Here is a 21,052-nt window from a genome sequence, read left to right on the forward strand (position 1 = left end):
GGGCCCCCACTGATCCTCCCCCGGTGACCCGCCAAGGATTCACCGCCAGCCTCTCAGAGGCGGCAGGCGTGGATGTTGGTCACCAGGATGGCGCGCGCCCCGATGCCCCACAGGTCGTCCATGATCCGCTGAGCCTCCTTCCGCAACACCATCGAACGGACCGCCACCCAACCCTCGCTGTGCAGCGGGGAGACGGTCGGCGACTCCAGGCCGGGCGTCAGCGCAACCGCCTCGGCGACGCGCTCCGCCCGGATGTCGTAGTCCATCATCACGTACCGACGGGCCACCAGAACACCCTGCAGACGTCGCATGAACTGGTCCACGGCGGGCTCCTCGGTCGCGCCGACGGAACGGATCACCACCGCGTCGGAGACCAGGATCGGCTCGCCGAAGACCTCCATGCCAGCGTTGCGCAGGCTGGTGCCGGTCTCCACCACGTCGGCGATCACGTCGGCGACGCCGAGCTGCACGGCCGTCTCGACGGCGCCGTCCAGCTTGGTCACGGTGGCGGAGACGCCCGCCTCGGCCAGGTGCTTCTCGACCAGGCCGGTGTAGGAGGTCGCGATCCGGCGGCCCTCCAGGTCCTTGACGCTGGTGGCGACACCGGGCGGGCCGGCGAAGCGGAAGGTCGAGGCGGCGAAGCCGAGCGAGAGGATCTCCTCGGCGTTGGCTCCGGAGTCCAGCAGCAGGTCGCGGCCGGTGAAGCCGACGTCGAGACGGCCGGAGCCGACGTAGATCGCGATGTCGCGCGGGCGCAGGTAGAAGAACTCGACGTTGTTCTCCGGGTCGACCAGGACCAGCTCCTTGCTGTCCTTACGCTGACGGTACCCGGCCTCATGGAGCATGCCGGCCGCCGGTTCGGCGAGGGAGCCCTTGTTGGGGACGGCGATGCGGAGCATGGGTCTTGGCCTTTCGTCCGGTGCTGCGTGGGTGAACTGCTGAGCTGGTGAACTGCTGGACTGGACTGCTGAACTACGGGGTGGGAAGAGCTGGTTGGTGAACGTGGTGCGGACGTCTGCGGATCGGCCCCGGACATGAAGAAGCGGGGCACCGAAACGGCTCGGTGCCCCGCTGCGTCATGACACGCGGGGTCTACAGATGGGCGTAGACGTCTTCCAGGCTGAGGCCGCGCGCGACCATCATCACCTGCAGGTGGTACAGCAGCTGGGAGATCTCCTCGGCGGTCCGCTCGTCGGACTCGTGCTCGGCGGCCATCCACACCTCGGCGGCCTCTTCGACGACCTTCTTGCCGATGGCGTGGACGCCCAGGCCGACCAGCTCGGCGGTGCGCGAACCGGGCGCGCCGGAGGTGGCCTTCTGCTGCAGCTCGGTGAAGAGCTCTTCGAATGTCTTCTGCGCCATGATGGGCTCCACCCTACGTGGTTCCCTGGGAACAGGTCGTGTCGTCCCACCGTACGGACGGTGTCGTGGACGCCAATCCCTGCGGATTCCCTGCGGATCCTCTGCGGCATCCCTCCGGCGAACCCGGCCGGCGGCGTGCTCAGCCCGCCAGGCCCCGGAGCAGCACGGCCGTGCTGAGCGCCGCCGTGGTCGCCTCGTGGCCCTTGTCCTCCTTGGAGTCGGGCAGTCCCGCGCGGTCCAGCGCCTGCTGCTCGTTGTCACAGGTCAGCAGCCCGAAACCGACCGGGATGCCGGAGTCGACGGAGACCTGGGTCAGCCCCATGGTCGCGGCCTCGCACACAAAGTCGAAGTGTGGCGTCCCGCCTCGGATGACGACGCCGAGCGCGACGATCGCGTCGTACTCACAGGCTGCGAGCACCTTCGCGGCCACCGGCAGCTCGAAGCTGCCGGGCACGCGCAGCAGCGTGCGGTCGGTGACGCCGTACTCGTCCAGCGCCCGCTCGGCGCCGGCGATCAGACCGTCCATGACCACGGTGTGCCACTGCGCCGCGACGATCGCGACCTTCAGGTCCTTCGCGCCCTGCACGTCGAGCTTGGGGGCTCCCTCGCCGCTCACTTGCTTCGTCCTCTCGGTGGTGATTCGGGTTCTGGTGGTGTTCTCTGAGCGCCGTCGGGCGCTGTCAGGCGCTGTGCGCCGGGACGGGCTCTTCCAGCCACGGCAGGTCGTGGCCCATCCGGTCGCGCTTGGTCAGCAGGTAGCGCAGGTTGTGCTCGCCGACGCCGACGCGTACCGCCTCACGGTCCGTCACCTGGACGCCGTGACCGCTCAGCGCCTCGTGCTTGTCGGGGTTGTTGCTCAGCAGCCGCACGGAGCGGACTCCGAGGTCGGTCAGGATCATCGCGGCGGCACGGTAGTCGCGGGCGTCGGCCGGCAGGCCCAACTCCAGGTTGGCGTCGACCGTGTCCCGGCCGTCCTCCTGCAGTTCGTAGGCGCGCAGCTTGTGCAGCAGTCCGATGCCACGGCCCTCGTGACCGCGCAGGTAGAGGACCACGCCGCGACCCTCCTGCGCTATCCGCGTCAGCGACGCGGCCAGCTGCGGCCCGCAGTCGCAGCGCAGCGAGCCGAAGACGTCACCGGTCAGGCACTCGGAGTGGACCCGGACCAGCACGTCCTCGCCGTCCGGCAACCGTCCGTCCGGGCCCAGGCCGCCCGCGACCAGGGCGATGTGCTCGATGCCGTCCGGCTCGCTGCGGTAGCCGAGCGCGGTGAACGAGCCGTGCTCGGTCGGCAGCGAGGTGGTCGCCGCGCGGGTGACGCTCGCCTCGGTGCGGCGTCGGTAGGCGATCAGGTCCTCGATGGAGACGATGGCCATGCCGTGGCGGCGCGCGAACGGGACCAGCTCCGGCAGCCGGGCCATGGTGCCGTCGTCGTTGGCGATCTCGCAGATCGCGGCGGCCGGACGCAGCCCGGCCAGGCGGCACAGGTCCGGCCCGGCCTCGGTGTGGCCGTCGCGCTCCAGCACGCCGCCCGCGCGGGCGCGCAGCGGGAAGACGTGGCCGGGGCGGACGAAGTCGCCGGGGACGGTGGCCGGGTCGGCCAGCATACGGATCGTCAGCGCCCGGTCGGCGGCGGAGATCCCGGTGGTGGTGCCCTCCCTGGCGTCCACCGAGACGGTGAAGGCGGTGCGCATCGACTCGGTGTTCTGCTGGACCATCTGGTCCAGCTCCAACCGGTCCAGGTCCTCGCCGGTCATCGGCACGCAGAGCAGGCCGCGGCACTCGCGCATCGCGAAGGCGACCAGCTCGGGCGTAGCGAGCTCGGCTGCGAAGACCAGGTCGCCCTCGTTCTCGCGGTTCTCGTCGTCGACGACCACGATGCCGCGCCCGGCGGCGAGTTCGGCGACGGCGAACTCGATGCTGTCGAGGGTGAGGTCCTCGTAGACCTCACCGTGCTGCTGGGCCAGTTCCTGAACGGCGGTCATGCGACGGCTCCTTCCGCGTGCGCGGAGCGGTCCTGCTGGGTGGGGAGTTCGAGCTGCGGGGTGCGGGTACGCAGCCACCAGGAGCGCAGACCCAGGATCACCAGGACGAAGTAGATGATGTAGACGTAACCGGAGAAGGCGTAGCCGCTGGTGAAGTTGAGCGGCACCCCGACGAGGTCGACGGCGAGCCAGGCGAACCAGAACTCGACCCAGCCACGGGCCTGCGCGTACATGGCCGCAAGCGTGCCGGTGAAGATGTAGGCGTCGGGCCAGGGGCTCCAGGACAGGCTCGGGTAGGCATTGAACAGCTCGGCCAGTGCGACCGTGCCGACGACCGTGCCCGCGACCAGTACGCCACGCTCGGCCCAGGTCGCGAAGCGCACGGTGACGTCACCGGCCTTGGCCCGACCGCGTTGCCACCGGTACCAGCCCCAGACCGAGACGACGACCACGATCAGCTGCTTGCCCGCGCTGCCGCTCAGGTGCCCGGCCGCGAAGGCCGCGAAGAGCACGACGCCGGAAAGCAGCTGCACGGGCCAGGTGAGCATCGAGCGTCGCCAGCCCAGCGCGAGGGCGCCGAGGCCGAGCAGGTTGCCCACCATGTCCGACCACTTGATGTGCTGCCCGAACAGGCTGAACGCCGTGCTGTTGAGGTCGTTGACCAAGCCGCTCATGGTCCGTCAGACCTCCGACGTCGCGATGTCGCCGAGCTGGAACGCGCGGTCGGTGAGCATCCGCTCGACGTACTTGGCGATGACGTCGACCTCGAGGTTGACCGGCTCGCCGATCCCCTTGCGGCCCAGCGTGGTGTGGGCGAGCGTGGCCGGGATCAGGCTGACCGTGAACGAGTCGCGGGCCGCCTCCACCACCGTCAGGCTGATGCCGTCGACGGTGATCGAGCCCTTCTCGACCAGGTACCGGGAGAGGTGGGCCGGGAGGCTGAAGCGCAGCACCTCCCACTGCGGGCTGCCGTCCGCGCCGGCGTCGCCGGGAGCGCGGGAGAGCAGCTCGGCGGTGCCGTCGACATGACCCTGCACCAGATGTCCGCCCAGGCGTGCGCCGAGGGCCATCGCCCGCTCCAGGTTGACCCGGGAGCCGACGGCGAGGGCCGCCAGGCTGGACCGCTCCAGCGTCTCGCGCATCACGTCGGCACTGAACTCGCCCGGCTGGGCGGCCAGTTCGGCGTCGGTGTCGAGGACGGTCAGGCAGACGCCGTTCACCGCGATGGACTGGCCCTCGTGGGCGTCAGCGGTGGTGAGGGGGCCGCGCAGGCGGATACGGGCGGAGTCGCCCAGGTCCTCGATCGAGAGGACCTCGCCAAGCTCTTCGATGATTCCCGTGAACATTCAGCTCTCCGTGACCTCGCGCCTACTGCGCGGTCTCCGGGGCTGTATCGGGAGCTGACAACGGACGACAATCCACGGGTCACGGGACGACGCGGAGCCCTGCCGGTAGCCCGGAACGGGCCGAACCGGACGCATCCGGGGAGGATGCGCGCGTTGCGACGACGCCGCAGCCCGACGTCCGCCGCGCACTGCCTCCCATCCGGACTTTCACCGTCGGTCCAGGAATTTCACCTGGTCAACCGACCGCTGGAGGCGGCCGGGTCGCGGACTGTAACCGCCGGTTCGGAATTACACCGACCCCGGAGTGCGCAAACGTCGTACTGCTGCAGTCAGTCTGCCACGAACCCGTGTCAAGGGCGCAAGACCCGTCACCCGCCCGCGCCTGTGGGATGGATCACCGCCGGGAGCAGGAATGAATCCGCGCCGAGCCGCTGACCTGCTGAGCTGTGCCGACTCCGTGCTGTGCCGACTCGGTCCTGCGCCGGCTCGGTGCTGCGCCGGCTCGGTGCTGCGCCTCGTCACTCCTCCGCGGGCTGGCCGGTGTTCGGCCGGACCAGACCGCTCTCGTAAGCGAGGACCACCAGCTGCGCGCGGTCGCGCGCGCCGAGCTTGAGGAGAGCGCGGCTGACATGGGTCTTGACGGTGAGCGGGCTGACCGCGAGCTGCTCGCCGATCTCGTCGTTGGACAGGCCGGTGGCCACCAGGGAGACGATCTCGCGTTCGCGGTCGGTCAGCGCCGAGAGACTGGTCGGCGCGGGCGTCGGGTTGGTGCGGTCGGGCTGGGAGAGGAACCGGGAGATCAGCTCCTTGGTCGCGGCGGGCGTCAGCAGCGCCTCGCCCCGGGCGACCACCCGGATCGCGTCGAGCAGCGCGTCCGGCTCCGCACCCTTGCCCAGGAAGCCGCTGGCCCCGGCACGCAGCGCCTGGAAGACGTAGTCGTCTATCTCGAAGGTGGTCAGCACCAGCACCCGGACACCCGCCAGGTCCTCGTCGGCGATGATCCGGGCGGTGGCCTCCAGGCCGTCCATCTCCGGCATCCGGATGTCCATCAGCACGACGTCGGCGCGGGCCTTCTTGGCCAGCGCGACCGCCTCGTGCCCGGTGGCGGCCTCGCCGACGACCGTGAGGTCGGGCGCGGAGTCCACAAGCACCTTGAGGCCCGCCCTGACCAGGACCTGGTCGTCAGCGAGCAGCACACGGATGGTCATGCGGTTCCCGTCATTCCGGCGACGGCAGGGGCGTCTGCCGCTGGGGTGGTCAGCGAGGTCGTCTGCGACGTTGTCTGCGCGGGCGTGGCGGAGCCTGCGCCCGGCTCGTAGGGCAGCTCCACCACGACGCGGAACCCCCCGTCCGGGCGCGGCCCGGCCCGGAAGCTGCCGCCCACGGTGGCCGCGCGCTCGCGCATGCCGATGATCCCGTATCCGCCGGACGTGCGGGGCTCCCCGCGCGCGGCGCGGTCACCACGCTCGCCCCGCTCGGGACGCTCACTGCGGTCGGAGCGCTCGGACGGGCCGCCCGTGGGCCCCTCGTCCTCGACCTCGATGCGCAGCGTGCGCGACCGGTAGTCGAGCCGCACCACGGCCGAGGAGCTCCCGGCGTGCTTGCCGACATTGGTCAGCGACTCCTGGACGACCCGGTAGGCGGTCAGGTCGACGGTGGCCGGAAGCGGCTGCGGCACGCCCTCGACATGCCGTTCGACCCGCAGGCCCGCCTTCTCGAACTTGGCCAGCAACGCCGGAAGCTGGTCCAGTCCCGGCGCGGGCTCGCGCGGGCTGACGGAGTTCTCGTCGTTCTCGCCGGTCTGCCGCAGCACGGCCACGGTCGCGCCGAGCTCGGTAAGCGCGGCGCGCCCGGCCTCGCGGACCTGGGCGAGCGCCTCGCGCGCGGTGTCGGGCTGGGTGGCCAGCACGGTCGAGGCGACCCCGGCCTGGATGTTGATCAGCGCTATGTGGTGACCGACGATGTCGTGCAGTTCGCGGGCGATCCGCAGCCGTTCTTCGGCGACACGGCGGCGGGCCTCCTCCTCGCGGGTGTGCTCGGCGCGGCGGGCCCGCTCCTCTATCGCCGCGACGAAGGCGCGACGGCTGCGCACCGCCTCGCCTATCGCGACGGTCATCGCGGTCCAGGCGAAGGCGTAGCCGTTGACGGCCTGGTCCCACTTCTCCGGAGAGAGCGCCATGCTCGCGATGCCGACGGAGAGCACCGCGATGCCGCCGATGGCGAGGGCGAGCCGACGCTCGACGACGGAGCAGACGGTGTAGATCCCGAGACCGGCACCGGCCAGGATCGGGCCACGCACGGGCCCGACGAACATGTACCCAACGGTCGCGGCCACGGTGAGCGCCAGCACCGACACCGGATAGCGGCGACGCAGCGCCAGCGGGGCGTAGACCAGGAACCCGGCGACGACCAGCACCTCGGAGGGGTCGATCTCGGACCAGCTCTTGGTCGGGCCGCCGTCGCGCCAGACGAGGGTGAGCCCGTAGAGCCCGAACGCCAGCAGCGTGTCCATCCAGTAGGGATGGGCACGCGCGAAGAGGCGGATGCGGCGGAGCAGGTCCATGGCTTCAACGGTAGAGGCAAAGCGGTCATGGACCGTCATGCCGTGGTACCGATCACCTGGGCCGAACCTACGTGCCACCTCGTATAACCTGGTCCGGTTTGGACGGCTTACGGGGATTTCCACCCCAACACCCTCGAACACGACTGCTGTCACGCGAACAGAACCGCGACGATGTGGAGAGCCGATGAGCGGCGAGCTGAGTCGCAGCGGAGCGGAGCCGAAGCGAAGCGCGAAGGAACAGCCATGAGCGGCGAGCTGAGTCGCAGCGGAGCGGAGCCGAAGCGAAGCGCGAAGGAACAGGCGTGAGTGGCCGGGGCCTCGGCGGCTGGGAACTGCACGGCGACGGCCGGCACATCGAGACCGGCGAGGTCGTCAAGCCGTGGGAGCGGCTGAGCTGGGGCCGGACCATCGGCCTGGGCGCGCAGCACGTCGCGTCGATGATCGGCGCCTGCTACGTCGCGCCGCTGCTGATGGGCCTGGACCCGAACCTCACCGTGATGATGTCGGGCGTCGCGACCATCCTCTTCCTGCTGCTGACCCGCGGCCGGATCCCGAGCTACCTCGGCAGCAGCCTCTCCTTCGTAGGCGCGGCGACGACGATCAGGCTGCAGGGCGGCTCGACGTCGGCGATCACCGGCGCGCTGCTGGTGACCGGTCTGGTGCTGGCCGTGTTCGGGCTGGTGGTGAAGGCGGGCGGGGCCCGGATCATCCACGTGGTACTGCCGCCCGCGGTGACCGGCGCGGTGGTCATGCTGATCGGCTTCAACCTCGCGCCGGTGACCGCCGGCACGTACTGGCCGCAGGACCAGTGGGTGGCGCTGGCCACGATGGCGGCGACCGGCTTCGCGCTGGTGGCGCTGCGCGGCTTCTGGTCCCGTATCGCGATCTTCCTGGGGCTGGTCTTCGGCTACGCGTTCTCCTGGGTGTTGGACCGCACGCTCGGCAAGATCTACTCGCCGGACGGCAGCGGCAAGGTCACCGACCACTGGCGGCTCAACCTCTCCGGCGTCGGCCACGCCCGCTGGGTCGGCCTGCCGCACTTCCACGGACCGACGTTCAGCGGGTCGGCGATCGTGGTCGCGCTGCCGGTCGTCATCGCGCTGATCGCGGAGAACACCGGTCACGTCAAGGCGGTCAGCGAGATGACCGGCGCGGACCTGGACGACAGGATGGGCGACGCGATCGCCGCTGACGGCATCGCGACGGTCCTCTCCACGGCGGTCGGCGGCGGGGCCACCACCACCTACGCCGAGAACATCGGCGTGATGGCGGCCACCCGCGTCTACTCCACGGCCGCCTACTGGTGCGCGGCGGTCTTCGCCTTGCTGTTCGGCCTCTGCCCGAAGTTCGGCGCGATCATCACGGCGATCCCCGGCGGGGTGCTGGGCGGCATCACGGTCGTCCTCTACGGCATGATCGGCTGCTCGGCGCGCAGATCTGGATCCGCAACAAGGTGGACCTGACCAACCCAATCAACCTGATCCCCTGCGCGGCCGGGATCATCATCGGCGCGGGCGGCGTCACTATGAAGATCAGCAGCAGCTTCTCGCTCGGTGGCATCGCCCTGGGCACGATCGTGGTCCTCTTCGGCTACCACGCGCTGCGCCCGCTGGCTCCGGCCGCCATGCGGCAGGCCGCGACGGCGGGACAGGCCGGACAGGCCGGACAGGCCGGACAGGCCGAGGCCGACGGGACGCAGCCGACGGAGGGTCAGACCGGTTCGGGCTCGGCCACGGACTGACCTGAAGGCTTTCGCTCACCCACCTCGTGTCAGCAACCGGGCTGCGGCGGCGACTTCGCCGTTGATCCGGCGTCGTGGGATCGGCACGGTGGCACCGCCTCTCGGTGGCCGGGGTGTGGGCAGGGGCGTGCGGGCTGAGCGGTCGTCAGGCGAGGGCGGACTCGCCGTTGGCCTCCTCCTCCAGATGCCAGTGCAGGTCCAGCACGCCCGGTTCCAGGGAAAGCCGGGTGACGGCCGGCTCCAGCGCCTTGCCCGCATCCCCCTCGACGGTGACGGTCGCGCGGAGGCTGGCCACGTCCTCGCCCTCCCGGGTGGCACGCAGCCCGGCGGGAGTGAGACCGGCGCCGGTGAGTGCCTGCAACAGCAGGGCGCGGATGTGCGACTCGTTGCGACGGCTGCAGCGCAGGTGCACGGTCACCCGGCTGCTGGTGTCCGGGTCGGACCCGGCCGAAGGCGCCCGGTCCAGCAGCCGCCCGGCCGGGCGGAGCACCAGGTGGACGGCGAGTACGGCGAACGTCCCGACCAGCGCCAACTGGAGCCGCCCGGACGCCGCCAGCACTCCGACGGCCGCCGAGCACCACAGCGTGGCAGCGGTGTTGAGCCCGCGCACGCCGCCGCTGTCGCGCAGGATCACGCCACCGCCGAGGAAGCCGATGCCGGACACGACGTAGGACGCGACGCGGGTGGGGCTGCTGGTGTCCCCGGCCGCGACGCTGTAGAGGACGAACAGCGTCGCGCCGGTGGCGACCAGCGCGTTGGTGCGCAGCCCGGCCATCCGGGCGCGCCACTGTCGTTCGACGCCGATCAGTGCGCCGCAGCCGACGCCGGTGCCGAGACGGATCAGGAATTCGGCGGTGGTCAGGGACTGCACAGCCCGGACTCCTTCGGTGGTTCGTGTTCGGTGGCTCGTGTTAGGTGGTTCGTTTGCGTGGTCGGGCCGAGTATGCGTGGTCGGAGCCGTCCTGCTGGGGAACTCCAGACGTCGGCACGTCGGCGGGACGTCTCCCCCCCCGTCACGTGGGCAGACGAAAAGCGGACCTGGCGGAAGGATCGGGAAATTCCTCGGACCGAATGCGGGCAGCACAAATTCACACCCGTGGCCGGAACGGCGAAATCACCGGATCAGGCCATGCGTGTGCGTACCCGTGTGTCAGGAACCGCCTGCTGCGGGACCGGTCGAGCGCGGATGCGGACTACTGCCAGGTTTCATCAGGCCCCACCTCCCCAGGTCAGCGCACTCCCGTGCGGAACACCGACACCTCCCACGTAAGAGCTTCGGCACTGCACGGCGTGTCCCGCCCATCGGTCGGGCGGGAAGCCACTTGGCCTCAACCCTTAAGCCGGGAAGAGGTGTCCTGACCCTGGGCGTCTCTCGACGTCGTCGGGTCAGTGGCCTGTATCCGTGCAGACGCCTCACCGAACGAGGTGTCGCAGGAGAAGTGAACCGACCCACGCGGGGGAAAGTCAACCCGGCACGTAACAATCAGCCGCTCCGGCAGTTGCACATCGGTCGCAGGTGGACGGAGGAATGAATTCCCGTCAGCCACAGAAGTCACCGGACAACGGCGACAACAACACGTCAAAGAATCCGGGAACTTGCTTCACCACCGAATCACTGATCTATGCTGAGGGCGTTGAAACGAAGAGGGCACCTCGTTCGGTGAGGCGTCTTCACGGACACAGGCCACTGATCCCACCCGTCGAGAGACGCTCCGGATCAGGACACCTCCTCCCGACCTAAGGGTTGAGGCCAAGTGGCTTCCCAGTCAGCGCACTTGGGATCACGCCGTGGAGTGCCAAAGCTCTGACGAGTTGGGGTGTTCCGGCTACCGCGTCCTGTCGCGGTCTCTCACAGCCGGTCCGCTCCTTGCCGCGTCGCATCGGTGCCACGCGCACCACGGCCGGAAGGAGGCGAAGTCATGGACGACAGTCCGAGTCCATGTCCGGGCCGACCCCTGCCCGGCCATCCCGCCGAGCCTGGTCCGGCCCGCGTTCACCGCTGACCGCACGCCCGCGCCGTCCGCCACGCCGTCGACGGCGTCGTGGCGCGGGCACGCCTGCCCAGAAGGAGCCTCTTCGTCATGACCGTGATGTCCTTTCGCCCGCACACCCCGCACACCAGCCCGCACACCACCCCGCAGACGTCCGGCCGTCGCCCGCACGACGTACTGCACGACGTAGTGCGCGGCGCGCTCGGCCGACTCCGGCACATCAGGGCCTCCCGCCGTGTCCGCCGAGGCGTCGCTCGCCCAGGCCACCGTCACCGCGCTGCATACCACCGCCGCCGAGCCTTCGACCGCGTACGGGACACTGCGCCTCGCCCTCCACGACGGCGTCGAGCGCGTCTACCTGCTCGACCCGCACGACTTCGCCGCGACCACCTCCGCCGAGGTGGCCTACGACGCGCGGGTCCACGCCGCGTACATCCTGGCCGCCCAGGGCCACCGCCCGGAGTGGCTCGCGCCCCACCTCGACCTGCCGCTCTCCGCCGCCCGCGCGATCTGCGCCCGAGCGGAGCGCCACGGCCCACGCGGCCCGCGCAACGCCGTCGCACGCCGCTGAGCCCATCACCTACCCGGAAGGACCCCCCGTGACGGTCACCTATCAGCGCGCACACCAGCACCGCGAGCTGTCCGCTGCCATCCCGCCGACCCGCCTGCCTTCGGCCGGCCGCAGGCCACCGGTCCCGGTGGCGGTCCCGCCACGCATCGAGGTCGACGGGCGGCGCCGCCGGGCCGCCGCCGGCGGGCGGCCCCTGGACCTGACCCGGCGTGAGTTCGACCTGCTGGCCCATCTGGTCGTCAACGCGGAGCTGGTCTTCTCGCGCACCCAGCTGCTGGAACTCGTCTGGGAGCAGCCGGACGTCGGCGACGGCCGGACCGTCGACGTCCATGTCGCCCGGCTGCGCCGGAAACTGGGCGATCCGTACCGGTGGATGCTGGCCACCGTGCGCGGCGTGGGGTACAAGTACGACCCCGCGCCGTAGCCGCGGCGGCGCAACTGCGACGTTGTTGCAGGTAGAAGGCTCGGGCATCTGTCTTCTCATCTTCACGGATGCGAAGATGAGTGTGTACCGTGGTCCTGTGAACACGCTTCCTGCCCTGCTGCTCGCGGCCGGTGGCGTCGGCTTCGGCCACGCCGTCATGCCGGACCACTGGCTGCCGCTCGCCGTCCTCTCCCGCACGAGGCGCTACCGCACCGGGCGAGTCGTCCGGCTGTCGCTCGCCGCCGCGCTGACGCACGTCCTCGTCTCGCTGCTGCTCGGCGCGGTGCTGGTGGTCGTCGGGCTCCAGTTCCGCACGACGGTCGCCCGCCACACCGACCTCGTCGTCGGGGGCGTGCTGCTGGTGACGGGCGCGGTCTTCCTCGTCCTGGACCTGCTGGGCAAGGGCCACGGCCACAGCCACGACGGCGACGGCGGGCACAGCCAGGGTCACGGACGCGGACACGGACACACGCACGACCACGGGCACGCCCCCGACCACGAACACGACCACGACGGCCGCCACACCCACGCCGTCGGCACCACGGCGGTTCTGGACCGACCGAAAGCGGAACACGAGCACAGCCACCCACAGCGCAGCCCGCGCGGGCTGGCCGGGCTGCTGATCCCCTTCGGGGCTGCCGCCTCGCCGGATCTGACGATCCTTCCGGTCTTCCTGGCCGCAGGAGCGCTGGGGGCGACGGCGGCGATCGGCTCGCTGCTGGTCTTCACTCTGGTGACCGTCGGCACCATCGTCGGCCTGACCGTCGCCGCCGCGCTCGGGGCGCGGCTGCTGACGGCACCGTGGATCGACAAGCGCGCCAACATGCTGACGGCGGTCACGCTGCTGGTGATCGGCGCGCTGGTCGCTCTCGGCTGGATCTGACCTGCGCGTTCGCTACGCGGCTGCCTCAGCCGTCCGCGCGCCCCGACCGGCCGGGCGGGGCAGGTAGGTCGCGGCGTAGACGAGGGTCGCCGCCGCCATGATGCCGAAGCTGGGCGGGCACTGCGGGATCCACGCGGCGGCGGCCAGACCGGCCCACATCTCCGCGACCGCCAGACCGCCCGCCAGCGCAAGGCCGACGAAGGGCCGCTGCGTCATCCGCAGCGCCGCGCCCGCGGGGGCGGCCAGCAGGCCGAGCAGCAGCAGCGAACCGACGGCCTGGGTCGCCTCGCCGGCCGTCAGGCCGACCAGGGCCAGGAAGCCCAACCCCAGCGCCTTGACCGGGACTCCACGCGCGGCGGCGACGTTCTCATCCAGCGTCGCGAAGAGCAGCGGCCGGGCGATCAGCAGTACCAGCGCCGTCACCACGAGCGCGATCACGACCGCGACCGTCGTCTGGCCGCCGTCCAGGCCGAAGATCGAGCCGAAGAGCACCGAGGTGCCCGCGCCGCCGTTCCCCATGCCGCTGGCCGAGGTGGTGTAGAGGGTGAGGAAGAACGAGCCGAGGCCCAGGATCCAGGCGAAGGCGCTGCCGATCACCACGTCGTCCGCCTTGCCGCGGCGGCCGATACCGCCGAGCAGCAGACCGACCAGGACGCAGGCGACGAAGAGGCCGAGCCGCAGGTCGTATCCGGCGGCGAGTGCGGCCATCGCGCCGGTGAAGGCGACATGGCTCAGCGCGTCCCCGGTGAAGACCTGAGCGCGCAGCACCAGGAAGAAGCCGACCAGCCCCGCCGCCAGTGCGATGAACGTGCCCGCCAGCAGCGCGTGCTGGAAGAACGGCTGGGTCCACGCGGAGACCGCGAGGGACATGGTCGGGGCCGTCATGCCGCACCTGCCAGGGTCGGGACCGCGCGTCGCCGCTCGGCGGCCGCGGCCAACGCCCGCACGCCGTGGGCGAGCAGGAAGAGCGCGAACGCGAACGTGGTGACGAAGAAGCCGAGCGGGTAGTTCCAGTACCAGCCCGCGAACAGACCCAGCCAGGTCACGCCGAAGCCGATGACGACGGTGAGCAGCAGGCTCAACCCCGGCCGGGCGGTGAGCACCTGGGCCGTCGCGGCGGGCAACACCATCAGCGCGAAGACCAGCAACGCGCCGGTGATCTGCGCGGCCTCGGCGGTCGCGGCACCGAGCAGCACCAGGAACGCCACCGACAGCGCCCGCACCGGCACCCCGCGCGCGGCGGCGACCTGCGGGTCGACGGAGGCGAAGAGCAGCGGGCGGCCGATCACCGCGAGCACGCCCAGCACCACGACGCCGGCGACGGCCAGCGTCGTCACCTGACCGGTGGTGATGCCGGTGAAGTTGCCGAAGAGCAACGCCTGCGGGCCCTCCAACAGGCCCTTGTAGAGCGCCATGAAGAGGTATCCGCAGGCCAGCAGGAAGGCTTGGACGGTGCCGGTCGCCGCCGACTCCTCCGAGTCGCCGGGCTGACCCCCGCGGTTGCGTCGGAGCATGGCCAGCACCAGCGCGGCGGCGATGCAGAAGCCGAAGTAGCCGAGGCTGAGCGCGAATCCGGCCAGCGTCGCGAACGCCGCGCCGGGAAAGGCGACGACGGACAGGGTGTGCGCGGCGAAGGTCTGCCGCCGCAGCACGACGTACCAGCCGACGACGCCCGCGACGACGGCGACGATCGCACCCGCGCGGAAGGCGTTGAGCATGAACGGGTACGACCACATGACCTGGAAGTCGTAGAGCAGGTTCCAGGAGAACGGAGGAGCGGATCCCATCTCAGCCACCCGCTCCGGCGGGTGCTCCGGCGCTCGCGTCTGCCCGTGCTCCGTGCACTCCGGCGTGTGCGCCGGTGCCCTCGGGCTGTCCGACGACGACGAGGCGGCCGTCCTGGGTGGAGAGGACCTCGACCGGGGTGCGGTAGAGGCGGGTCAGCGTCTCGGAGGTGATCACCTCGGTGGGCCGGCCGCTGACGGCGCCGCCCTCGGCGATGTACACGACCCGGTCCAGGTGGTGCAGGATCGGGTTGACGTCGTGCGCGACCATGACCACGGCGACCTGCTCCTGGTGGCAGATCCGGCCGATCAGCGCGGCGACGGCGCTCTGGTTGGGAAGGTCCAGGCTGTCCAACGGCTCGTCCAGCAGCAGCACTTCGGGCTTGCGGACGAGGGCCTGCGCGATCAGCAGCCGCTGCTGCTCACCGCCGGAGCACTGCCCGATCGGGCGGTGCGCGTACGCGCTCGCGCCGACCAGCTCGATCACCTCACGGACCCGCTCGCGCGCGGCATGCCGGTTGCGCGCCCAGGGCAGGGGTATGCCCCAGCGGTCGCCGTCCAGGCCCATCCGGACGATGTCGACGCCACGGATCCGCAGGCTCGGGTCGAAGCTGCGGCGCTGCGGCAGGTAGCCGACGCGGCTGCCCGCCTCGCCGGGCCGACGGCCGAGCACGCGTATCTCGCCCTCGGCGGCGGGCACGACGCCGAGCAGCACCTTGACCAGCGTGGACTTGCCGACGCCGTTGGGCCCGAGGACGGCGACGAACTCGCCCGCCTGCACCTCGAGGTCGACGCCGGACCACAGCGTCCGCCCGCCCACGCGCACGGCGGCGCCCCTGAGGCCGACGACGGGCGCCGCGGCTTCGGTGGGCGTCGGGGTGGCCTTCTCGACGGCCGGTGCTTCGGCCGGTGCTGCGTCAGCGGGTGCGCTCACGGGGGGAGGATTCATGGCGTCACTTCCCGGTGGCCTGGTGGAGAGCCTGCTCCAGGCCCTGGAGCTCGGCGACCTGCCACTGCTGGAACGTGTCGTTCGCAGGGGCCAGGGTCTCGGTCACCTGGGCGACCGGAATGCCCTCGGACTTGGCCAGGTTGACCTGCGCGACCACATCCGGGGTCGAGTTCTGGCTGTTGTAGACGTAGACCTTGATCTGCTTGTTCTTGATCTGCTGGTCGATCAGCGCCTTGTCCGCGGCGGTCGGGTCGGTGCCCTCGCTCATCGCGTCCAGGAAGGTCTCCGGCGTCATCATCTTCAGCCCGAGGCCCTCGGCGAGCGGCGTGACGATCGACTCGGACGCCCCGATCGGCGTGCCCGCGTACTTCTGCTTGATCTGCGCGATCAGCTGGTTGTACTGGGCGAGGGTCTGCGTCTCGAAGGTCTGCTGCTGCGCGTCGAAGTAGGCGGCGTCGGCCGGGTCGAGCTTCTTGTACTCGTCGGTGATCGCGGCGATGACCTGCTTGACGTTGTCCGGCGAGTACCAGCGGTGCGGGTTGCCGCCCGGCTTGATCCCGACGAGGTCGCCGACGTTGAGCTCCGCGCGGCCCGTGCCCGGGTTGGTGGCCAGCAGCTTGTCCGCCCACGCGTCGTAGCCGATGCCGTTGACGATGGCCAGCTGCGCCGTGGTGACGGTGCGGGCGTCGGAGGCGGTGGGCTCGTAGGAGTGCGGGTCCGTGTTCGGGTTGGTGATGATGCTGGTCACATGCACGTGCGAGCCGCCGAGCTGGGTGGCGATGCTGCCCCAGAAGTTCTCGGCCGCGGCGACCTGGATCACCTTGCCGCCGGAGGCGCCCGAGGACCCCGCGTTGGTCCCGGCGGGTGCGGTGGTCGCGCAGGCGCTGACCGAGGCCACCAGCGCGACCGCTCCTGCACCCAGCGCCAGCTTGGTGGTACGACGGCGGAAGGTGGCGGGCGCGGGCATGATGAGGGACCCCCTGGGCTGGGACGGCGGTGCGGCGACGTCTTCAGGTTAACTTGGAAACGGTTTTCATCGTAGCCCGAATGGGTGTGAGATGAAAACCGTTCCCGCCGTCACCCGTCCGAGTGGCACACGCCGGGCTCGCCGCTTGGCCCGCCGGGCCGCGCCAAGGCCGCATCAGGGTCTGCCGCCGTAGCGCTCGGAACGCGTCAAGGACCGCCCCACGCGGGCCCGGACGGGGGTGAACTGGTGCCATGACTCATCCAGTGATGGTCCTCGACGACACCCGCGACAGCCTGTCGGCCCTCGGCAACCTGGCGACCCCGGCGTACCCAGCATTCCCCGCCGCCGACGCGCGGGCCGGGACCTCCTTCGTGCAGACCGCCTCACAGACCGCCACGCAGCCCGTCGTCGGCCCGGTGAGCGGCACGGTGAGCGGCACAGATGACGAAGAGGACGAGGTGTTCGCCCTCACCGGCCACTGCCGGATGTCCATGCACTTCCAGCTGTAACCAGCAGGCCGCTCAGGTCTGCGTCCCGGGGACGAACCGTCCGCCCCGGACCAGCCGGGCCAGGTCGAGCGTGGTGACGGTGCCGACCAGGAGGCCGCCGTCCAGGACGAGCAGCGGAAGCCGTCCGCGGCTGTCGTCGAGCGCGTCCAGCAGATCGTCCTGGGTCGCCGCCGTCGCCCAGGTCGAGACCGGGACCGCGACGTCCCGCAGCCGCACGTCACCGCGCCGACCCGGCGGGATGCCGAGCAGCGTGCGCCAGCGGACCACACCGCTCGGATAACCGTTCAGGTCCACGACTGGGACCGCACCGAGGCTGCGCCAGGTGGTGCTCTCCTCGAAGACGCGGTCGACCGTGGACCAGTCGGGGCGGGTGAACGCGGGCGTGGTCATCGCCTCGCCGACCCGGACGCCACGCGCGGACGCCGCCAGCGCCGCGTGCCGGACCTCGGCCGAGGCGGCCACCATGAGAAACGCCCCTACCAGCAGCAGCCACACGCCCGCCGAGCCGGTCGCGGTGCGCAGCAGCACGATCCAGCCGCCCAGCACCAGTGCCGCGCCCAGCACTTGACCACACCGACCGGCCTGCCGCTCGGCCCGGTCCCGGTCACCGCCGCGCCACCAGAGTGCCGCCTGCAGCACCCGGCCGCCGTCCAGCGGGGCACCGGGCAGCAGGTTGAAGACGGCGACCAGCAGGTTGACGACACCGGTCCAGATCAGCACCGCCGCCGGGACGTCCCAGTCCAGGACGTTCAGGGCCAGCAGCCCCGCGCCCCAGGTGGCCGCCGCGAGGAGCAGGCTGACCACCGGGCCGGCGAGCGCGACCAGCAGCTCCCGGCCGGGGCCGTGCAACCGTCCGATCCGGGTCACGCCGCCGAGGCCCCAGACGGTCATGTCGTCGACCCGCGTCCCGGCCCGTCGGGCGACCACGCCGTGGGCGACCTCGTGCAGCACCAGGCTGGCGATCAGCAGCAGCGCCCCGACCAGGCCGCCGAGCAGGTAGACGCCGGAGGAGCGTCCCGGCACCCAGGCGGGGAGGACGTTCCCGGCCAGGCCGAAGGTCAGCAGGACGACGAGCAGCGGCGCGCTCCAGTGGACCCGCAGCGGGATCCCGAAGAGCCTGCCCAGGGGCACGGAACCGTTCATGGCCGCCGCCTCCCTTCCCTACACCCTCCCCTGGGATTCTGCGCCCGGGGGACGCGCTCAAACCGGGCTCGGGGGCGTGGTCCCGGGCGCACCTGGCACACCGCGCCGAGACCCTCTAGGTTGGGGCCGCGCAAGATCACCCCACGCCCACGCCCACCCGCACGCCCGCACCCACGCCGCAGCAGTCCCCGTTGCCCCAGAGACTTTCGGAGCCCGCCGTGAACGATCTCTTCTCCGTCGCCGGAAAGACCGCCCTGGTCACCGGAGGTACCCGGGGCATCGGCCTGATGATCGCGCGCGGACTGGTCCAGGCGGGCGCGAAGGTCTACGTCAGCTCGCGCAAGGCGGAGGCCTGCGAGGCCGCGGTCAAGGAACTCGCCCAGTACGGCGAGGCCGTGGCGCTCCCGGCCGACCTGGCGCAGGCGGACGAGTGCCGCCGCCTCGCCGAGGAGCTCGCCTCCCGCGAGGAGCGGCTGCACATCCTGGTCAACAACGCGGGCGCGACCTGGGGCGCGCCGCTGGACGAGTTCCCGGTCAGCGGCTGGGACAAGGTCATGGACCTGAACCTGCGCAGCCCGTTCCTGCTCACCCAGGCCCTGCTCCCGCTGCTGCGCGCCGCCGCCTCTCACGAGGACCCGGACCAGGGCGACCCCGCCCGCGTCATCAACGTCGGCTCCATCGACGGCCTGCACGTCAGCCCGCTCCCCGCCTACTCCTACGCGGCCAGCAAGGCCGGGCTGCACCACCTGACCCGCGTGCTTGCGAAGGAGCTCGGGCCGCAGGGCATCACCGTCAACGCGATCGCTCCGGGCCCGTTCGAGTCCAAGATGATGGCGGCGACGCTGGAGACCTTCGGCGAGGCGATCGCCCAGGCCGCGCCGCTGCGCCGGATCGGCCGCCCGGACGACATGGCCGGGGTCGCCGTCTACCTGTCCAGCCGGGCGGGTTCCTACGTCACCGGCGCGGTCATCCCGGTCGACGGCGGCATCGGCACCACGGTCTGAGCGACTGACCGACCAGCACTGCACGGCACGGTACGGCACTGCACGCCACGGCACAGCGGCACAATGGACAACCGAGCACTTCCAAGGGGACGGGACATGGAACGCCGCCAACTGCTGCGTGGGCAAAGGAGGCTGGCGCTCGTCGTGGTCACCGGCACGCTGGTGATCGCGACGATCGGCTTCGTCGGCTCGTACGACGCGGTGATGCGGCTGGCCCAGCGCAACGGCTTCGGCTGGTTCGCCTACGTGCTGCCGATCGGCATCGACGTCGGCATCACCGTCTTCCTGGCGCTGGACCTGCTGCTGACCTGGATGCGGATCCCGCTGGCGCTGCTGCGGCAGCTGGCGTGGCTGCTGACGGCGGCCACCATCGTCTTCAACGCCGCCTCGGCGTGGCCGAATCCGCTGGCGACGAGCATGCACGCGGTGGTCCCGCTGCTGTTCGTCGCGGCGATCGAGGCGGCGCGCCACATGGTCGGGCGGATGGCCCAGATCGAGGCCGACCAGTTCATGGAGGGGACGCGGCTGGGCCGTTGGTTCTTCGCCCCCGTCGCCACCTTCCGGCTCTGGCGCCGCCGCCAGCTGTGGGAGCTGCGCAACTACCAGGAGGCGCTGGAGATGGAGCGCCGCCGACTGGTCTTCCGGGCCCGGCTGCGCTCGCGCTACGGCCTGTTCTGGCGGCAGAAGGCCCCGGTCGACCAGATCCTGCTGCTCAGGCTGGCCAACCTGGGCGAGCCGCTCCCGGCGTTCGAGCTGGAGGTCGCCCGGATCGAGCCCGATCCCACGCCGGCTCCCCCGGTCCGCCCCGCGCTCCCGGCTGCGCCCGCGCCAGCCGAGGCCGCGGCCGTGGAGGCCGAGACCGCCGCAGAGCAGCCCGAATCGGCCCCCCTGACCGTCCCGTCCACGCCGACCGTGTTCGGCGCGGGCACGGCCATCGAGCAGTACCAGCAGGGCTTCGACGAGTACACCCAGCAGCACGGCGCCCACCCGAACGCCGAGCAGCTGTCCACCTGGCTCTTCGAGCAGCACGACATCAAGGGCCGTACCGGCGAACCGCTACGCGTCGGCTACCTGCTCCGCCTCCTGCCGTCGTTCCAGGCGCGCTGGACCGCTGCGCAGCAGGCTCAACCGGCCCCGCCCGCGCAGCAACTCGCCACCGCAGGGGTCAGTGCCGTCCGTGCGGTCAGTGCGGACGCATCCGGTCCCAGCCTCCCGCAGGAGTGAAGAGGTAGCGGAGCTTGCCGGTCGTGGTGCGCTCCGGCGGCCGGTAGTCGTCCGGCGGTGGCTCGACGCCGGGGTGCGGGGCCGGTTCCAGCAGCGGGTGGCGGCGCATCTCGCGGGCCCGGTCGCCGAGGTGGTCCAGTTCCTGCTGGTCGAGCGTGGCCCGCAGCAGCGGGAAGATCTGCGCCTCCTCCCAGTGCATGTGCCCGGTGACGTGCGTGCCCAGCACTCCCATCAGCCGGTCGAAGCCGGGCGCGTGCGCGTCGAGCAGCCGGATCCGGCGCAACAGCACGTCCGTCTGGGCGTGCGCGCCGAGGCACGGGACGGCCAGGGCGCTACCGCCCTCGGCCCGTTCGCGGATCATCGGGTAGACCAGGGCCTCCTCGATGGCGTCGTGCGCCACGATCTGCCGGGTGGCCTGGTCGGCGATCTCCTTGCGCTCCGGGTGGCCGAAGCCGACGCCCAGGAAAGCGCTGAAGGTCCGGGTGATTTCCTCGTGGTCGGCGATCAGTCCGTCGATCAGATCGCCTCGGGCGCGGTCGCGTCCGATGTCGGTCTCGATACCCATCAGAAGCACCTCCGGTCGAAAGAGGTCCCCCGCCTCTCCCTTAC

General features: G+C 71.3%; 21 protein-coding genes, 1 pseudogene and 3 riboswitches. Of the genes and pseudogenes, 7 read left to right on the forward strand and 15 right to left on the reverse strand.

What is annotated here, in order from left to right; genetic code table 11:
* Positions 1-53: 53 nt before the first annotated feature.
* The 8 genes from hisG to ABH940_RS08865 all read right to left on the reverse strand — a co-directional run bounded on the left by hisG (position 54) and on the right by ABH940_RS08865 (position 7,253).
* Positions 54-899, reverse strand: coding sequence for an ATP phosphoribosyltransferase (gene hisG, locus ABH940_RS08830; RefSeq protein WP_370072357.1), 846 nt, complete (start codon positions 897-899; stop codon positions 54-56).
* A 193-nt stretch (positions 900-1,092) separates the two neighbouring features.
* Positions 1,093-1,362: a phosphoribosyl-ATP diphosphatase gene (locus ABH940_RS08835; protein ID WP_370072356.1), complete on the reverse strand. Its 270-nt coding sequence runs from the start codon at positions 1,360-1,362 to the stop codon at positions 1,093-1,095.
* Between the two features lie 139 nt (positions 1,363-1,501).
* Positions 1,502-1,978 carry a 6,7-dimethyl-8-ribityllumazine synthase gene (gene ribH, locus ABH940_RS08840; protein WP_370072355.1) on the reverse strand — a complete coding sequence of 159 codons (477 nt, stop codon included), beginning with the start codon at positions 1,976-1,978 and terminating at the stop codon, positions 1,502-1,504.
* 64 nt (positions 1,979-2,042) lie between these two features.
* Positions 2,043-3,344, reverse strand: a complete 1,302-nt coding sequence (locus ABH940_RS08845) for a bifunctional 3,4-dihydroxy-2-butanone-4-phosphate synthase/GTP cyclohydrolase II (protein WP_370104995.1) — start codon at positions 3,342-3,344, stop codon at positions 2,043-2,045.
* Positions 3,341-4,018, reverse strand: a complete 678-nt coding sequence (locus ABH940_RS08850; protein ID WP_370104997.1) for a nicotinamide riboside transporter PnuC — start codon at positions 4,016-4,018, stop codon at positions 3,341-3,343. The genes ABH940_RS08845 and ABH940_RS08850 overlap by 4 nt, the downstream gene beginning before the upstream one ends.
* Before the next feature lie 6 nt (positions 4,019-4,024).
* Entirely contained in the window at positions 4,025-4,690 is a 666-nt protein-coding gene (locus tag ABH940_RS08855) for a riboflavin synthase (protein ID WP_370072352.1), read from the reverse strand.
* A 181-nt stretch (positions 4,691-4,871) separates the two neighbouring features.
* Positions 4,872-5,002, reverse strand: a riboswitch (FMN riboswitch).
* Positions 5,003-5,208: 206 nt separating this feature from the next.
* Entirely contained in the window at positions 5,209-5,898 is a 690-nt protein-coding gene (locus ABH940_RS08860) for a response regulator (protein WP_370072351.1), read from the reverse strand.
* On the reverse strand, positions 5,895-7,253 hold the full coding sequence (locus tag ABH940_RS08865) for a sensor histidine kinase (RefSeq protein ID WP_370072350.1): 1,359 nt from the start codon (positions 7,251-7,253) through the stop codon (positions 5,895-5,897). Before ABH940_RS08865 ends, ABH940_RS08860 begins: the two co-directional genes overlap by 4 nt.
* A 302-nt stretch (positions 7,254-7,555) precedes the next feature.
* Between ABH940_RS08865 and ABH940_RS08870 the strand changes: the two are divergent.
* Positions 7,556-8,994, forward strand: a pseudogene (locus ABH940_RS08870) (uracil-xanthine permease family protein).
* 145 nt (positions 8,995-9,139) lie between these two features.
* Here the strand turns inward: ABH940_RS08870 and ABH940_RS08875 are convergent.
* The gene (locus ABH940_RS08875; RefSeq protein ID WP_370104998.1) at positions 9,140-9,865 is read right to left on the reverse strand and encodes an MgtC/SapB family protein; all 726 of its coding nucleotides are present in this window, start codon (positions 9,863-9,865) and stop codon (positions 9,140-9,142) included.
* A 381-nt stretch (positions 9,866-10,246) separates the two neighbouring features.
* Positions 10,247-10,426: riboswitch (M-box (ykoK) riboswitch) on the reverse strand.
* A gap of 213 nt (positions 10,427-10,639) precedes the next feature.
* A riboswitch (M-box (ykoK) riboswitch) is annotated at positions 10,640-10,818 on the forward strand.
* 402 nt (positions 10,819-11,220) lie between these two features.
* On the opposite strand from ABH940_RS08875, the gene ABH940_RS08880 reads away from it, so the two are divergent.
* The 3 genes from ABH940_RS08880 (at position 11,221) to ABH940_RS08890 (ending at position 12,863) form a co-directional block, all read left to right on the forward strand.
* A complete protein-coding gene (locus ABH940_RS08880) occupies positions 11,221-11,556 on the forward strand; it encodes a hypothetical protein (protein WP_370072347.1) in 336 nt (111 codons plus the stop codon).
* A 28-nt stretch (positions 11,557-11,584) separates the two neighbouring features.
* On the forward strand, positions 11,585-11,980 hold the full coding sequence (locus ABH940_RS08885) for a helix-turn-helix domain-containing protein (RefSeq protein ID WP_370104999.1): 396 nt from the start codon (positions 11,585-11,587) through the stop codon (positions 11,978-11,980).
* 97 nt (positions 11,981-12,077) lie between these two features.
* A complete protein-coding gene (locus tag ABH940_RS08890; protein ID WP_370105000.1) occupies positions 12,078-12,863 on the forward strand; it encodes a hypothetical protein in 786 nt (261 codons plus the stop codon).
* A 12-nt stretch (positions 12,864-12,875) separates the two neighbouring features.
* Here the strand turns inward: ABH940_RS08890 and ABH940_RS08895 are convergent, their stop codons facing one another.
* The 4 genes from ABH940_RS08895 to ABH940_RS08910 are packed head-to-tail and all read right to left on the reverse strand — an operon-like array spanning position 12,876 to position 16,563.
* Positions 12,876-13,748, reverse strand: a complete 873-nt coding sequence (locus ABH940_RS08895) for a metal ABC transporter permease (RefSeq protein WP_370105001.1) — start codon at positions 13,746-13,748, stop codon at positions 12,876-12,878.
* Positions 13,745-14,650: a metal ABC transporter permease gene (locus tag ABH940_RS08900; protein ID WP_370072343.1), complete on the reverse strand. Its 906-nt coding sequence runs from the start codon at positions 14,648-14,650 to the stop codon at positions 13,745-13,747. Before ABH940_RS08900 ends, ABH940_RS08895 begins: the two co-directional genes overlap by 4 nt.
* Position 14,651: 1 nt before the next feature.
* On the reverse strand, positions 14,652-15,581 hold the full coding sequence (locus ABH940_RS08905; protein ID WP_370072342.1) for a metal ABC transporter ATP-binding protein: 930 nt from the start codon (positions 15,579-15,581) through the stop codon (positions 14,652-14,654).
* Between the two features lie 19 nt (positions 15,582-15,600).
* Positions 15,601-16,563 (reverse strand): metal ABC transporter solute-binding protein, Zn/Mn family, encoded by a 963-nt coding sequence (locus ABH940_RS08910; RefSeq protein WP_370072341.1) that lies wholly within the window; start codon positions 16,561-16,563, stop codon positions 15,601-15,603.
* Between the two features lie 251 nt (positions 16,564-16,814).
* Here ABH940_RS08910 and ABH940_RS08915 point away from each other — a divergent pair, with 251 nt between their 5' ends.
* Complete coding sequence (locus ABH940_RS08915; RefSeq protein WP_370072340.1) at positions 16,815-17,072, forward strand: hypothetical protein; 258 nt, start codon at positions 16,815-16,817, stop codon at positions 17,070-17,072.
* 12 nt (positions 17,073-17,084) lie between these two features.
* Here ABH940_RS08915 and ABH940_RS08920 read toward each other — a convergent pair whose 3' ends face one another.
* Positions 17,085-18,215, reverse strand: a complete 1,131-nt coding sequence (locus ABH940_RS08920; RefSeq protein WP_370105002.1) for a site-2 protease family protein — start codon at positions 18,213-18,215, stop codon at positions 17,085-17,087.
* 218 nt (positions 18,216-18,433) lie between these two features.
* Between ABH940_RS08920 and ABH940_RS08925 the strand changes: the two genes are divergently transcribed.
* Complete coding sequence (locus tag ABH940_RS08925; RefSeq protein WP_370072338.1) at positions 18,434-19,219, forward strand: SDR family oxidoreductase; 786 nt, start codon at positions 18,434-18,436, stop codon at positions 19,217-19,219.
* 96 nt (positions 19,220-19,315) lie between these two features.
* Positions 19,316-20,443 (forward strand): DUF2637 domain-containing protein, encoded by a 1,128-nt coding sequence (locus ABH940_RS08930; protein WP_370105003.1) that lies wholly within the window; start codon positions 19,316-19,318, stop codon positions 20,441-20,443.
* Here the strand turns inward: ABH940_RS08930 and ABH940_RS08935 are convergent.
* Positions 20,403-21,008, reverse strand: coding sequence for a hemerythrin domain-containing protein (locus ABH940_RS08935; protein ID WP_370072336.1), 606 nt, complete (start codon positions 21,006-21,008; stop codon positions 20,403-20,405). The two genes, ABH940_RS08930 and ABH940_RS08935, sit on opposite strands and share 41 nt — an antisense overlap.
* Positions 21,009-21,052: the final 44 nt, after the last annotated feature.

Source organism: Streptacidiphilus sp. BW17 (assembly GCF_041262485.1).
GTDB lineage: Bacteria > Actinomycetota > Actinomycetes > Streptomycetales > Streptomycetaceae > Streptacidiphilus.